Below are 14,471 nucleotides of genomic sequence, written 5' to 3'. Positions count from 1 at the left end.
CACGAGAAGTAGCAGGGCCCCTATGGATATAGCGTTTACTAACCGGCTCTCGTACAAGCAGGCGCGGCTCACTGTTCTGGTGGGTTTCATCCTTGGAACGGTGCTGAGTCTGTTACAAATCACCCTCGATTATGCCAGCGAAGATGCCTCCATCGATCGTGAAATTCATTCCCTGCTGGAAATCAGCCACAACACCGCCTCGCGCATTGCCTACAACATCGACGCCGAACTGGCGCAGGAGCTGACGCTGGGCCTGCTGCAATCGCCTGCCGTCGTCAGTGCCCGATTGACCGACAACAACAATATGGTGCTGTCCAGCGTCGAGCGGCCCTTTGCCCAAAGCCCCTATCGAGTGATCAGCGACTTTTTGTTCGGCGAAAGTCGCCAGTTCGAAGACCCACTGCATCTGGATCACATGCCCAATGAATCCATTGGCACCTTGCGCCTGAACGTGGACACCTTCGCGTTCGGCAGTCACTTCCTGCAGCGCGCCGAAATCACCCTGATCACCGGATTCGTGCGTAGCCTCGCCCTGGCCGGGATCATGATGCTGCTGTTCTACATCACCCTGACCAAACCGCTGGTGCGGGTGATTCGATCCTTGAGCAACCGCGACCCCAGCAGCCCCACGGCAAATAAAGTGCACTGCCCGGCCCACCACGAAAATGATGAAATCGGCGTACTGGTCAAGGTGGCCAACCGCCAGTTCGAAAGCGTCGCCACCGAGTTCGCCCGACGCCGGGACGCCGAAGACCGCCTCACCGCCCACCTCAATGAACTCGAAGACATCGTTTCTGCGCGCACCACTGAACTCAAGGCCAGCAATGCACGCTTGAGCCAGTCCAACGAAGAATTGCAGATCGCCCGCAGCACCGCCCTGGACATGGCCAACGCCCGTTCGGCATTCCTGGCGAACATGAGCCATGAAATCCGCACGCCCCTCAACGGGCTGCTGGGCATGCTGGCCTTGTCGCTGGATGGCCCGCTCAACGCCGAACAGCGCCAGCAACTGTCCATCGCCCATGACTCGGGCAAAGTATTGGTGGAATTACTCAATGACATCCTCGACATGTCCAAATTCGATGCCGGACAGCTGGAGATGGAGCACATCCCGTTCGATCTCGGCATGCTGGTGGAGGACACCGCCAACTTGCTGTCGCAAAACGCCGCCCCGAGCGTCGAACTGACCTGCCTGATTGCCCCTGACTTCCCCACGCAAATCATTGGCGACCCGACGCGAGTCCGCCAAATCGTCAGCAACCTGCTCTCCAACGCACTGAAATTTACCCGTTTTGGCCGTGTGGATGTGCGGTTGAGCCACTATCTGGATGCCGACACTCAGGAAAACAAGGTTCGTATCGAGGTCTGCGACACGGGCATCGGTATCGCCCAGGAAGCCCAGGCCAGAATATTCCAGCCGTTTACCCAGGCTGAGGCGGCCATTACCCGGCAGTTCGGCGGCACTGGCCTGGGCCTGGCCCTGACGCACAACCTCTGCGAGGCCATGTCCGGCCATTTGAGCATTCATTCACAATCGGGCCTGGGCAGCCGGTTTTGTGCCGATCTGCCGTTGCCCATTCATCTGACGGCCGTAGCGCTGCCAACGCTGCGAGGCCGTGTCGCGGTGGTCAGCACCTCAGGCAGCGGGCTGATGGAATTGCTCGGCAGCCTGCTCCCCGCCTGGGGTATCGACGTTCAGCGATGGGACGTTGATGACAGGGCCGCGAGCACAGCCGAGCCGGAATTATTGATCACCGACTGCCCCGAATGCCTGTTCGGACTGCGCCCGGCCACGCACATTCCGATTTTGCTGGTGACCGCTTATGGCAACTTCATGCCCAGCGAACAGGTCAGCGCGCTGGCACCCTTGCAGCAACAGGCACGCCCGCTGGCGCGCAACGCGCTGTATCAGACGCTGCGTCGCATCCTGCATCAGGAGCAGGCGGTTGCCGACGACCTGTTGCTGGCCAACGAACTGAGCGGTTCCCATTCGGCGAGAATCCTGCTGGTGGAGGACAACCCCGTGAACCAGTTAGTGGCCAAAGGCATGTTGAGCAAGCTGGGGTGCGAGGTCGTGGTCAGCAGCCACGGAGGAGAAGCGCTGGAACAATTGGAGCGGCACACGTTTGATCTGGTGCTGATGGACTGCAACATGCCGGTGATGGATGGCTACGAGGCAAGCCGACGGATCCGTCAGAGCGGACGCTGGCCAGAGCTTCCGATCATTGCCCTTACTGCCAATGCCATGCCCGAAGAGCGAGAGCGCTGCCGGGCTGCCGGCATGAGTGACTACCTGGCCAAGCCTTTTCGCCGCACCGAGCTGGTCAGCCTTCTGGATCAATGGATTGTACGCCCGCCTCCCGACACCCTCACTTGAGCAGCGCGTCGATTTCGCCGGTCAGGTCTTCAGGTTTGGTCAACGGCGCGAAGCGTTTGATCGACTGACCATCCTTGCCGATCAGGAACTTGGTGAAATTCCATTTGATGCGCTCGGTGCCCAGAACACCGGGGGCCTGTTTTTTAAGCTCGACGAACAAGGGATGAGCGTTGCTGCCATTGACGTCGACCTTCTTGAACAGCGGGAACGTGACACCGAAATTCAACTCACAGAACTCGCTGATAGCCGATTCGCTCCCCGGCTCCTGCTTGCCGAACTGATTACACGGAAAGCCCAGCACGACCAGCCCCCGATCCTTGTAATCCTGCCAGATCTTCTCCAATCCCTTGTACTGCGGGGTAAAACCGCACTTGCTGGCCGTATTGACCACCAGCACCGCCTTGCCGGCGAAATCTGCGAGGGTTTTCTGCTCGCCATTGATCGTCGTGCACGCGATGTTCAGCAGGTTCTGGCTCATGACAAGGGCTCCCGGAGAAAAAACAGAAACTGAAGTTAGCGCGCAATTGAATAGCGCGCACTTCAATTATCGAGGGTGATGACGACTTATAAGCCGGCGCAGCCCCCTCAGTTGCGGGGGACCAGCTCCAGGCACACCGAATTGATGCAGTAACGCAACCCGGTCGGCGGCGGGCCGTCCGGAAATACGTGGCCCAGGTGCGCATCGCATCGGGAGCAGACCACCTCGGTACGAATCATGCCGTGGCTGACGTCACGCACCTCGACCACGGCGCTGCCTTCGATGGGCGCGTAGAAGCTTGGCCAGCCGCAGCCGGAATCGAACTTCGTGTCGGAATCGAACAGCGACTCGTTACAGCACACACAATGGTAGACGCCCGGGGTCTTGGTGCTGTTGTATTGGCCGGAAAACGGCCGTTCGGTGCCTTTAAGGCGACAAACGTTGTACTGCTCGGGGTCGAGCATCGCTCGCCATTCCTCAAGGGTTTTGTCCAGCTTGGCCACAGGTACACCTCCGAGAATGAAAAAGCCCGATCTGTATCTTCTCCGCAGATCAGGTGGCACGTATGATTGCGCCTTCGTTAGACGCCAGTCTGTCACCCGCGTTTCAAGCATACAAACCCATTTCACGGCGTCATACCCGGCAACCCCCATCAGCAGCCAGGCGCGGCTCGTCCATTTTCGGGAACAATCACCATGCAGGTCAGCAAATCGAACAAGCTCGCCAACGTCTGTTATGACATTCGCGGGCCAGTGCTCAAGCACGCCAAACGCCTGGAGGAGGAAGGCCATCGCATCCTCAAGCTGAACATCGGCAACCCTGCGCCGTTTGGTTTCGAAGCGCCGGAAGAAATCCTGCAGGACGTCATCCGCAACCTGCCCACCGCCCAGGGTTACAGCGACTCCAAAGGCCTGTTCAGCGCACGCAAGGCGGTGATGCAGTACTACCAGCAAAAGCAGGTCGAAGGTGTCGGCATCGAAGACATTTACCTGGGCAACGGCGTTTCCGAGCTGATCGTGATGTCGATGCAGGCCCTGCTGAACAATGGCGACGAAGTGCTGATCCCGGCACCGGATTACCCGCTGTGGACCGCTGCCGTGAGCCTGGCCGGCGGCAACCCGGTGCATTACCTGTGTGACGAGCAAGCCAACTGGTGGCCGGATCTGGCCGACATCAAGGCCAAGATCACCCCGAACACCAAGGCCCTGGTGATCATCAATCCGAACAACCCCACCGGCGCGGTGTACTCCAAAGAAGTGTTGCTGGGCATGCTGGAGCTGGCTCGCCAGCACAAGCTGGTGGTGTTCTCGGATGAGATCTACGACAAGATCCTTTATGACGACGCCGTGCACGTCTGCACCGCTTCCCTGGCAACGGATCTGCTGTGCCTGACCTTCAACGGCCTGTCCAAGTCCTATCGCGTCGCGGGCTTCCGCTCTGGCTGGGTGGCCATCTCCGGTCCCAAGCACAACGCGCAAAGCTACATTGAAGGCATCGACATCCTGGCCAACATGCGCCTGTGTGCCAACGTGCCGAGCCAGCATGCGATTCAAACAGCCCTTGGCGGTTATCAAAGCATCAATGACCTGATCCTTCCGCCCGGCCGCCTGCTGGAGCAGCGCAACCGCACCTGGGAATTGCTCAACGACATCCCCGGTGTCAGTTGCGTCAAACCCATGGGGGCGCTGTATGCCTTCCCGCGCATCGACCCGAAAATCTGCCCGATCCACAACGACGAGAAGTTCGTCCTCGACCTGCTGCTTTCGGAAAAACTGCTGGTGGTCCAGGGCACGGCGTTCAACTGGCCTTGGCCGGATCACTTCCGGGTGGTGACATTGCCTCGTGTCGATGAGCTGGATATGGCCATCGGCCGCATCTGCAACTTCCTCAAGACCTATCGCCAGTAACAGCGCCCGCCCCTTCCCGCGTATGGCGTGCACAGCTGGCCGCCATACCGGAGACAGACGTGCCGCGCAGCCGTGTGCATGACCCGATCACCGGGAGAATCACACGGCAGCGGCAAACGTTTGCCACACGCCGTGAAATAAATCCCCGTCCCGGTATCGCCATTGCGCTCCCGCCGCTCTGGGCCGGGAACCTTGCGACCTGACGCAATTGCGCCGCAAGCCGACCAGACGACACAGTTTGAAATAGTCGCCGGGTTGAATAGCCGCAAGCATCCCCTTATATACCCCGCAACGTGTTACATATTCTTCACGAGGAGAACTTCCAAACCATGATGCGCATTTTGCTGTTTTTGGCCACTAACCTTGCGGTCGTGCTGATAGCCAGCATCACCCTGAGCCTGTTCGGCTTCAACGGGTTCATGGCGGCCAATGGGGTTGATCTGAACCTCAGTCAGCTGCTGGTTTTCTGCGCTGTATTTGGTTTCGCCGGCTCGCTGTTCTCGCTGTTCATCTCCAAGTGGATGGCAAAGATGAGCACCGGCACCCAGATCATTACCCAGCCGCGCACTCGCCATGAACAATGGCTGGTGCAGACCGTTGAACAACTGTCTCGCGATGCCGGTATCAAAATGCCGGAAGTCGGGATCTTCCCAGCCTATGAAGCCAACGCCTTCGCCACGGGCTGGAACAAAAACGACGCGCTGGTTGCCGTCAGCCAGGGTTTGCTGGAACGCTTTTCACCCGATGAAGTGAAAGCCGTTCTGGCCCATGAAATCGGTCACGTCGCCAATGGCGACATGGTGACGCTGGCACTGGTACAAGGCGTGGTGAACACCTTTGTCATGTTCTTCGCCCGCATCATCGGCAACTTCGTCGACAAGGTGATTTTCAAGACCGAGAACGGCCAGGGCATCGCTTATTACGTCACCACGATCTTTGCCGAGCTGGTCCTGGGCTTCCTGGCCAGCGCCATCGTCATGTGGTTCTCGCGCAAACGTGAATTCCGGGCTGACGATGCCGGCGCACGTCTGGCGGGCACCAGTGCCATGATCGGCGCCCTTCAGCGCCTGCGTTCCGAACAGGGCGTACCTGTGCAGATGCCTGACAGCTTGACCGCGTTCGGCATCAATGGCGGTCTCAAACACGGCCTTGCCGGCCTGTTCATGAGCCACCCGCCACTGGAAGAACGCATCGAGGCGCTGCGCCGTCGCGGTTGATCGAATCTGCTTTAACGTTGAGAAGGGCGACGCGAGTCGCCCTTTTTTTGTGAGTCAGCCCAGCGCCAGTCGGTAAACCCGCTCGTCCAGCCGGCTGCCGCCGCGCTGAACGAACTTCCAGCTTTCGCCCAGCACATCGCACGTCTGCAACGTTTCCAGCTGCCAGGCGGAAGCAAACAAGCGCTGCACCTCGTCATCAGGAACCGAGAACGGCGGACCTTCGACTTCTGCCTGGTCGTAATCAAGCGTAATCAGCAAACCTATGCATCCCTCAGACAGAATGTTCTGGAGGTGCTGAACGTAGCGCTCGCGCATGGCGGGTGGCAACGCAATCAAGGCTGCTCGGTCGTAAAGCGCCTGACAGTCCGCGACGTCGGCGGCGGTCAGGGCAAAAAAATCACCACACCACAATTCCACCGGTCCCGCGCTGTAGACGTTGAAAGCGCCTTGCTGGCGAATCGCGGGTGTTAACTGATGCTCGTTGAAAAAATCTTCGATGGCCTTTTCCGACAGCTCAACCCCTTTGACGTCATAGCCCTGCTTCGCCAGCCAGACCAGATCCAGGCTCTTGCCGCACAGTGGCACCAGCACCCCCGCGCCCTGCTCCACCGCCAGGCTCGGCCAGAAGCGCTCGAGGTACGGGTTGGTCTTCTGCTGATGGAACCCTATCTGATCACTGGCCCATCGTTGATGCCAAAACTCAGCCTGCATGGAACCTCCCTGAAATTCGATCAAAACGCGCTAAAACTTATATTAGTTTTAGATCAATGTCTGTCTGAAGATAGGCCATCTTATCGCTCAGGACGCTCGACATGCTCCCCAGCTTATTTATCTCTCACGGCTCGCCCATGCTCGCGCTCGAACCCGGCGACAGCGGTCCGGCCCTTGCTCGACTGGCCGACGGGATGCCAAAACCGCAGGCCATCGTGATCGTCTCGGCGCATTGGGAAAGCCAGGACCTGCTGGTCAATGGCAATCCACAACCCGAAACCTGGCACGACTTCGGCGGCTTCCCGGCGGCGTTGTTTGCGGTCCAATACCCCGCGCCCGGCCTGCCAGGACTAAGCACACAGGTGGCTGAAAAGCTGCGCGCCGCAGGTCTGCCCGCCCGAATCGACAGCAAACGTCCATTTGATCATGGCGTCTGGGTGCCACTGTCCTTGATGTACCCTAGGGCCGATATTCCAGTGGTGCAGATCTCCTTGCCAAGCCGCCAGGGTCCAGCCTTTCAAACCCAGGTCGGCCGAGCGTTGGCGGGCCTGCGCGACGACGGCGTGCTGATCATCGGTTCCGGCAGCATCACCCACAACCTGCGTGAACTGGGCTGGCACGCCGGCCCGGAAAGCGTCGAGCCTTGGGCGAAGGCCTTTCGTGACTGGATGATCGAAAAACTGGCGAGCAATGACGAAGCTGCGCTGCACGACTACCGCACGCTGGCGCCCCACGCCGTGCGCAGCCATCCGAGTGATGAACACCTGCTGCCGCTGTACTTCGCGCGGGGCGCGGGCGGCGAATTCAGCGTGGCGCATCAGGGTTTTACGATGGGGGCGTTGGGGATGGATATTTACAGGTTCGAGTGAAGGCTCGAATTCGGCTCCTACAGCGTCGTTGTAACCTGCCAAAATTTCGCAGACACCGCAAAGGCCCCGTTCCCAGCAGGCCGAACGCAGGTGTTGCGCAGCGGCTAACTCGGTATGGATGCCGAGTTAGCCGCACTGGGCCAGGGATGGCCCTTTGCGGCGACCCGCGGAGCAACGCCGGAGCGAGGGAAGTCCGAGCTCCGCGAAGCCCCAATGGAGGGGCAAGACCTTTTGGTTACTTTTGGGGCGTTTGCCAAAAGTAACCCGCTGCAAGAGCGGAACCATAATCCCGGCAGACGCCGCTAACGGATATGTACGCGAAACCAAGCCCTTTCGAAAAACGATTCCCCCAAACAAAAAAATCCCCGAACCAGTCGGGGATTTTTTGTTCAGACGATCAGCTCAAGAGCAGATCAGTCTTCGCGATAGCGACGCAGCTTCAACTGCTTGCCTGCAACACGGGTGTCCTTGAGTTTGGTCAAAAGACGCTCAAGGCCATCTTCCGGCAGCTCGACCAGGCTGAAGCTGTCACGCACCTGGATGCGACCGATAGCTTCGCGGGCCAGGCCGCCTTCGTTGAGGATTGCACCCAACAGGTTTTTGGCGGCGATACCGTCACGCGCACCCAGCGCGGTACGGCAGCGAGCACGGCCTTCGGCCAATGGAACCGGAGCGCGACGCTCACGATCACCACTGCGCTCAGGACGATCACCCGAACCCGAACGATCGCTGCGCTCACGCGGTGCGCTGTTCGGCACCAGTGGGCGGTCACGCTCGATGGCGGCCAGGGTCAATGCCTGACCATTGGTCGCTTTGCGCAACAGGGCAGCGGCCAGGGCACGCGGGCTGCAACCGATATCGGCGGTCAGGCGGTCAAGCAATTCGCCGTGAGTCGATTCAGCATCAGCAACCAGCGGAGCCAGGCTGTTGGTCAGTTTCTTGATACGCGCATCGAGAACGGCCTGGGCATCCGGAAGGCGGACTTCAGCGACTTTCTGACCGGTTACACGCTCGATCACTTGCAGCATGCGGCGCTCGCGCGGCGTCACCAGCAACAATGCACGACCTTCGCGACCGGCACGGCCAGTACGGCCGATACGGTGAACATAGGACTCTGGATCGTAAGGCATGTCCACGTTGAATACGTGGGTGATACGCGGAACGTCCAGACCACGGGCGGCAACGTCGGTCGCCACAACGATGTCCAGACGGCCATCCTTGAGGGATTCGATGACGCGCTCACGCTGGTTCTGGGCGATGTCGCCATTCAGTGCAGCAGCCTTGTAGCCTTTGGCTTCAAGGGCGCTTGCCAGGTCCAGGGTCGCTTGCTTGGTGCGCACGAACATGATCAGGGCGTCGAAGTCTTCGACTTCCAGCAGGCTCAATACAGCCGAGGTCTTCTGGTCAGCGTGAACCAACAGGTGAGCCTGTTCGATCGCGGTAACGGTCTGGGTCTTGGTCTGGATCTTCACGTGCTTCGGATCGCGCAGATGGCGCTCGGCGATGGCACGGATCGACTGCGGCAAGGTCGCCGAGAACAGAACGGTCTGCTTGGTTTCCGGCATGGCCTTGAAGATGACTTCCAGGTCATCCATGAAGCCCAGCTTCAGCATTTCGTCCGCTTCGTCCAGAACCAGGTGGTTCACGGTCGCCAGGACTTTTTCGTCACGGCGAAGGTGATCACACAGACGGCCCGGCGTCGCAACAACGATCTGTGCGCCGTTACGGATAGCCTTGAGCTGCGGGCCCATCGGCGCGCCGCCGTAGACAGCCACAACGGTAACGCCCGGCATTTGCTTGGCGTAGGTTTCGAAGGCGGTGGCAACCTGCAGGGCCAGCTCGCGGGTCGGAGCCAGGATCAGCGCTTGCGGTTCGCGCTTGGCCGGGTCGATGCGGTGCAGGATTGGCAGTGCGAACGCGGCAGTTTTACCTGTACCGGTTTGCGCCTGACCGATCATGTCGTGACCGGCCATGATGATAGGGATCGATTGCTGCTGAATAGCCGAAGGCTCTTCATAGCCAGTCGCGATGACGGCTGCAAGAATATTGGGATGAAGTTCAAAAGCGGCGAAGCCGCCGAATTCCTGGGTCATGGGTCTGCCTCTAGTGCATCCGCAAAGACCCATGCTCCAAAGCTGCGCGTGCCGTGTACGACCCTAAAGTCACCCTGGCTGCTTTGTCGGCGGGGATTTGCGAAAACGTTTGATGAATGGATCGTCAAGGATAGTCCGCTAAGCGAACAAGCAGCCGAAGCTGGCTTCGGGGAATTGCAATACCTGGACGAGGCCCCGTTAAAGGCCGGCGCGCACTATACCGGAATTGCGCGAAAAAGTGAGGATTTTTTTCATGACAAACGTGCCGAATGTCCAAGTGCCATAGGCTTTGCGCAAATCCACGCTACTGTCTATTTTGCGTAAAGCCCGGTATTGCGGGGTACAGTGCTTAAACGGTTCATCTTTTCGGTCAGGCAGTTCAGCTTTGATCCTACTCAACGTGCAGGAACCTCCTACATGACTTCCTCAATCAAGGGCCGCGTCAGCCGTGAACTGCATGATCACGTCATGCTCATTGGCCTGGATCGCGTGGCCAAGCGCAACGCCTTTGACCTTGAATTGCTCAACCAGCTGAGCCTGGCCTATGGGGAATATGAGCGCGATGACCAGGCCCGGGTCGCCGTGGTGTTTGCCCATGGCGAGCATTTCACTGCGGGCCTGGATCTGGCCGAAGCAGGCCCGGCGCTGATCAATGGCTGGCAGGTCCCCCCAGGCGGCTACGATCCGTGGGGCGTGTTCGCCGGGCCCCGGGTCAGCAAGCCCGTGATTGTGGCGGCTCAGGGTTACTGCCTGACAATAGGCATCGAATTGATGCTGGCTGCGGACATCAACCTCTGCGCCAGCAACACGCGCTTTGCGCAGATGGAAGTGCAACGAGGGATTTTCGCGTTCGGCGGCGCCACGTTGCGCCTGCATCAGATTGCCGGATGGGGCAATGCCATGCGCTGGCTGCTGACCGGCGACGAGTTCGATGCCCATGAAGCTTGCCGTATGGGGCTGGTGCAAGAAGTGACGGCCACGGAAGATTTGCTGCCATTCGCCTTGCTGCTGGCTGCTCGCATCGCCGAACAGGCACCCCTGGCGGTCCGCGCCACGCTGGCGTCTGCGCGTCAGGCCGTGCTGGAAGGGGAAAGCGCCGCCGCCCGCCAATTGCCAGCGCTGCTCAACAGCCTCATGACCACCGATGACGCCCGGGAAGGCTTGCAAGCCATGCTGGAACGTCGCCCCGGTGTTTTCAGGGGGCGTTGAGTCAGTATCGCCCGGCCCTCAGGTCGCCGGGCGGATGTTCTTGATCAGTGGCTGCAGCGAATACCCAAGGCGCGGTGCGAGTGTTTCGGCGCGCTGGACCAGCGGTTCAAAATCCAGTGCCTGTTCGAGATCGGCAGGCACGATCAGAATCACGTTGCCCTCCTTGACCGGCAGTTCCCAGTAATGCCGGTGATAAAGACCGCGCAACAAGGCAGCACCAAGGGGCTTGCCATCATCAGCGGCCCACTGATTGATGATCAGCCAGCCGCCCGGATTCAGACGTTTCTGACAGTTTTCCAGGAATTTCCAGGCCAGATGACCGACGCCGGGGCCGACATCGGTGTACAAGTCAACAAAGATGAGGTCCGCAGGCTCAGCGCTTTCCAGCAGCTCCAACGCGTCGCCAATGCGGATGAACAGCCGCGGATCGTCATCTAGCCCCATGAATTCAATGGCCAGACGCGGCACGTCAGGGCGCAATTCGATGGCCTCCACGTCCTCCAGCGGCAGGAACTTGAGGCACGCCTGGGTCAGGGTCCCGGCGCCCAACCCCAGAAACAGCGCGCTCTCCGGCGCCGGGTGGCACAGCGCGCCGATCAGCATGGCCCGGGTGTAGTCGTACTCCAGCCAGCTGGGGTCCGCCGTGAAGGTGCAGCTTTGCTCAATGGCGTCGCCAAATTCCAGGAAGCGGTAATCATCCACTTCCAGCACGCGAATCATGCCGAAGTCATCGTGCACTTCGGCCAGAATCCGCTCCACCCGCTCCTCAGTCATTGCTTCTCCTAACGGCGAGCTCAAGTCCAGCCTTGGCCATCGCACTGTCGATACACGCGCTCGACCTTGAGCGACAAAGCGCGGATTGTCGACCAACCGAGGGCGCGAGGTCACGCTCTTTATGGCGCATGGCCCATAGGTCACTCGGCTCGATTGTCCCGCTCGCGCGCGCAGCCCGGCACCGAACTGCTAACATGCGAGTCCGATTGCACTGACCTAGAGTTCACGATGAGCCAACCCTGGAGCCCCGACAGCTGGCGGGCATTGCCTATTCAGCAACAACCTCAATACCCGGATGCCGCGCACCTGCTGAAAGTCGAGCAGACCCTTGCCAGCTATCCACCACTGGTATTCGCCGGGGAAGCCCGGGAGTTGCGTCGTCAGTTCGCTGAGGTCACCCAGGGCCGTGCTTTCCTGTTGCAAGGCGGCGACTGTGCGGAAAGCTTCGTCGAGTTTTCGGCGGCGAAGATTCGCGACACCTTCAAGGTGCTGCTGCAAATGGCAATCGTCATGACCTTCGCTGCGGGATGCCCGGTGGTCAAGGTGGGGCGCATGGCCGGTCAGTTTGCCAAACCTCGCTCGGCCAACGATGAAACCATCGAGGGCGTGACCTTCCCGGCCTATCGCGGCGATATCGTCAACGGCATCGGCTTCGATGAAAAAAGCCGCGTCCCGGACCCGGACCGTCTGCTGCAGGCTTATCACCAGTCCACGGCGACCCTCAACCTGCTACGCGCATTCGCCCAGGGCGGCTTTGCCGATCTGCATCAGGTTCACAAGTGGAACCTGGACTTCATCGCCAATTCAGCGCTGGCGGAAAAGTACAGTCAACTGGCGGGCCGCATCGACGAGACCCTGGCGTTCATGCGCGCCTGCGGCCTGGACACTTCGCCGCAACTGCGCGAAACCAGCTTCTTTACCGCCCACGAAGCGTTGTTGCTCAACTACGAAGAAGCGTTCGTGCGCCGCGACAGCCTGACCAACGATTTCTATGATTGCTCGGCGCACATGCTGTGGATCGGCGATCGCACTCGCCAGCTTGATGGCGCTCACGTCGAATTCTTGCGTGGCGTGAACAACCCGATCGGCGTCAAGGTCGGCCCCACCATGAACACCGATGATTTGATCCGCCTGATCGACATCCTCAACCCGGACAACGATCCCGGACGCCTGAACCTGATCGCCCGCATGGGTGCCAACAAGGTGGGTGATCATTTGCCGCAACTGATTCGCGCCGTGGAGCGCGAAGGCAAGAAGGTGCTGTGGAGCTCCGATCCGATGCACGGCAACACCATCAAGGCCAGCAGCGGCTACAAGACCCGTGACTTCGCGCAGATCCTCGGGGAAGTGAAACAGTTTTTCCAGGTGCATCAGGCCGAGGGCACCTATGCGGGCGGCATTCACATCGAGATGACCGGCCAGAACGTCACCGAATGCATCGGTGGCGCACGCCCGATTACCGAAGACGGCCTGTCGGATCGCTACCACACCCACTGCGATCCCCGGATGAATGCCGATCAGTCGCTGGAACTGGCGTTTTTGATTGCCGAGACCTTAAAGCAGGTCAGGCGCTGACGCCGCGACTGACGCATCAAATGCCCGCTGTAATGCTCTGCCACTGCCCCGCTGGCAATTGATCTGAATCTGCGGCAACCCCAGCCAATCGGCCAGTTGTCGCAGGTTGCGGGCCAGCGCTTGCATGCCCTCCTCGTCCAGCCCGGTTTCTTCTTCATGCACCGCATGCACGGCCAAACGTCCCGCTGCCCGCTCAGCGCGCAAATCGACCCGGGCGGCGATGCGTTCATGGTGCAGGAACGGCAGCACGTAATAGCCGTAAACCCGTTTTTCCTGGGGCGTGTAGATTTCCAGCCGATAGCGGAAGTCGAACAGGCGCTCGGTACGGGCCCGCTCCCAGATCAATGAATCGAATGGCGACAGCAAGGCGCTGGCGCGTACGTTGCGCGGCACTTTACTGTCCGGCAGGCAGAATCCCGGCTGACGCCAGTTCTGGATACGGACGACTTGCAGCGCACCGTCTTCCACCAACTCTGCCAAGGCCACCCGGCTGGGCAACGGGTCCTGGCGGAAATAATCACGCAGGTCTTTTTCCGTGCCGACACCCAACGCCCGGACGGCATGCAGCAGTAAACCCCGTTGCGCTTCGCGTTCGCTGATCTGGGGATGATTCAGCGTCGTCGCGGGCAGTACGCGCTCCGGCAAATCGTAAAGCCGCTCGAACCCCCGCCGCCCTGCCACCGTCACCTGGCCTGCAGCAAACAGCCACTCCAGCGCCAGCTTCTCCGCGCTCCAGTCCCACCACGGCCCTGCGCGCTCCTCCCGGGTGCTCAAACTTCCTGCCCCCAACGCACCCTGCTCTCGCACGGCCTGCAACACGCGGGCAATGGTCGGCTGTTGTTCACGGCCAAATGTCGCCAGATGGCGATAGATCCCCTGACCTTCGGCAGCACGCTGCATGCGCCAGCGCATCAAGGGATACAGTTCGATAGGTAGCAACGAAGCCTCGTGGCCCCAGTATTCAAACAGCTTGCGATGACGGCCCTGACTCCAGGCCGCCTGATCAAGCAGCGTCTGGGAATAGTTGCCCAATCGGGAAAACAGCGGCAGGTAATGGGATCGCACCAGGGCATTGACCGAGTCGATCTGCACAACACCCAGGCGTTGCATCAGTTGCGTGACATGGCTGGCCTTGACGGACGCTGGCGCCGGCCGCCCGTTGAATCCCTGAGCGGCAAGCGCCATGCGACGGGCCTGTTTAAGTGACAGTTCTAATGGCATGCGAGGCTCCCTGTGAACCCCCACGCTACCTGATTGCACC

The 14,471-nt window shown here is 60.0% G+C and carries 13 protein-coding genes; 7 read left to right on the top strand and 6 right to left on the bottom strand.

The features are described from left to right. Positions 1 to 22: 22 nt before the first annotated feature. Positions 23 to 2,377, top strand: coding sequence for a response regulator (locus ACP7B0_RS11680; protein ID WP_426141477.1), 2,355 nt, complete (start codon positions 23 to 25; stop codon positions 2,375 to 2,377). Here the strand turns inward: ACP7B0_RS11680 and ACP7B0_RS11675 are convergent. Together ACP7B0_RS11675 and msrB are read right to left on the bottom strand one after the other, a co-directional pair. Then, complete coding sequence (locus ACP7B0_RS11675) at positions 2,370 to 2,855, bottom strand: glutathione peroxidase (protein WP_426141475.1); 486 nt, start codon at positions 2,853 to 2,855, stop codon at positions 2,370 to 2,372. The genes ACP7B0_RS11680 and ACP7B0_RS11675 overlap by 8 nt on opposite strands. A 107-nt stretch (positions 2,856 to 2,962) precedes the next feature. Continuing rightward, a complete protein-coding gene (gene msrB, locus ACP7B0_RS11670; RefSeq protein WP_426141474.1) occupies positions 2,963 to 3,358 on the bottom strand; it encodes a peptide-methionine (R)-S-oxide reductase MsrB in 396 nt (131 codons plus the stop codon). 192 nt (positions 3,359 to 3,550) lie between these two features. Between msrB and ACP7B0_RS11665 the strand changes: the two genes are divergently transcribed. Together ACP7B0_RS11665 and htpX are read left to right on the top strand one after the other, a co-directional pair. Next, positions 3,551 to 4,762 carry a pyridoxal phosphate-dependent aminotransferase gene (locus ACP7B0_RS11665; protein ID WP_426141473.1) on the top strand — a complete coding sequence of 404 codons (1,212 nt, stop codon included), beginning with the start codon at positions 3,551 to 3,553 and terminating at the stop codon, positions 4,760 to 4,762. Between the two features lie 329 nt (positions 4,763 to 5,091). Beyond that, the gene (gene htpX, locus ACP7B0_RS11660) at positions 5,092 to 5,979 is read left to right on the top strand and encodes a protease HtpX (protein ID WP_426141472.1); all 888 of its coding nucleotides are present in this window, start codon (positions 5,092 to 5,094) and stop codon (positions 5,977 to 5,979) included. A gap of 54 nt (positions 5,980 to 6,033) precedes the next feature. Here the strand turns inward: htpX and ACP7B0_RS11655 are convergent, their stop codons facing one another. Then, positions 6,034 to 6,690, bottom strand: coding sequence for a thiopurine S-methyltransferase (locus ACP7B0_RS11655; RefSeq protein WP_426141470.1), 657 nt, complete (start codon positions 6,688 to 6,690; stop codon positions 6,034 to 6,036). Between the two features lie 101 nt (positions 6,691 to 6,791). Between ACP7B0_RS11655 and ACP7B0_RS11650 the strand changes: the two genes are divergently transcribed. Beyond that, complete coding sequence (locus tag ACP7B0_RS11650) at positions 6,792 to 7,559, top strand: DODA-type extradiol aromatic ring-opening family dioxygenase (protein WP_426141469.1); 768 nt, start codon at positions 6,792 to 6,794, stop codon at positions 7,557 to 7,559. 413 nt (positions 7,560 to 7,972) lie between these two features. Here the strand turns inward: ACP7B0_RS11650 and ACP7B0_RS11645 are convergent, their stop codons facing one another. Further along, positions 7,973 to 9,685, bottom strand: coding sequence for a DEAD/DEAH box helicase (locus ACP7B0_RS11645; protein WP_426141468.1), 1,713 nt, complete (start codon positions 9,683 to 9,685; stop codon positions 7,973 to 7,975). Here ACP7B0_RS11645 and ACP7B0_RS11640 point away from each other — a divergent pair. Then, complete coding sequence (locus tag ACP7B0_RS11640) at positions 9,611 to 9,976, top strand: hypothetical protein (protein WP_426141467.1); 366 nt, start codon at positions 9,611 to 9,613, stop codon at positions 9,974 to 9,976. The two genes, ACP7B0_RS11645 and ACP7B0_RS11640, sit on opposite strands and share 75 nt — an antisense overlap. 93 nt (positions 9,977 to 10,069) lie before the next feature. After that, positions 10,070 to 10,861 carry a crotonase/enoyl-CoA hydratase family protein gene (locus ACP7B0_RS11635; RefSeq protein WP_426141466.1) on the top strand — a complete coding sequence of 264 codons (792 nt, stop codon included), beginning with the start codon at positions 10,070 to 10,072 and terminating at the stop codon, positions 10,859 to 10,861. A gap of 18 nt (positions 10,862 to 10,879) precedes the next feature. On the opposite strand, the gene ACP7B0_RS11630 is transcribed toward ACP7B0_RS11635, so the two are convergent. Then, positions 10,880 to 11,635: a spermidine synthase gene (locus ACP7B0_RS11630; RefSeq protein ID WP_426141465.1), complete on the bottom strand. Its 756-nt coding sequence runs from the start codon at positions 11,633 to 11,635 to the stop codon at positions 10,880 to 10,882. 228 nt (positions 11,636 to 11,863) lie between these two features. On the opposite strand from ACP7B0_RS11630, the gene ACP7B0_RS11625 reads away from it, so the two are divergent. Next, positions 11,864 to 13,210, top strand: coding sequence for a class II 3-deoxy-7-phosphoheptulonate synthase (locus tag ACP7B0_RS11625; protein ID WP_426141463.1), 1,347 nt, complete (start codon positions 11,864 to 11,866; stop codon positions 13,208 to 13,210). On the opposite strand, the gene ACP7B0_RS11620 is transcribed toward ACP7B0_RS11625, so the two are convergent. After that, complete coding sequence (locus ACP7B0_RS11620; RefSeq protein WP_426141462.1) at positions 13,190 to 14,431, bottom strand: winged helix-turn-helix domain-containing protein; 1,242 nt, start codon at positions 14,429 to 14,431, stop codon at positions 13,190 to 13,192. The genes ACP7B0_RS11625 and ACP7B0_RS11620 overlap by 21 nt on opposite strands. Between the last annotated feature and the right edge of the window lie 40 nt (positions 14,432 to 14,471).

It is taken from the genome of Pseudomonas sp. DWP3-1-2 (assembly GCF_049896285.1).
Taxonomy (GTDB): domain Bacteria; phylum Pseudomonadota; class Gammaproteobacteria; order Pseudomonadales; family Pseudomonadaceae; genus Aquipseudomonas.
The sequence above is the reverse complement of the archived record's forward strand: the minus strand, read 5'-3'. Positions and strand labels throughout refer to the sequence as shown.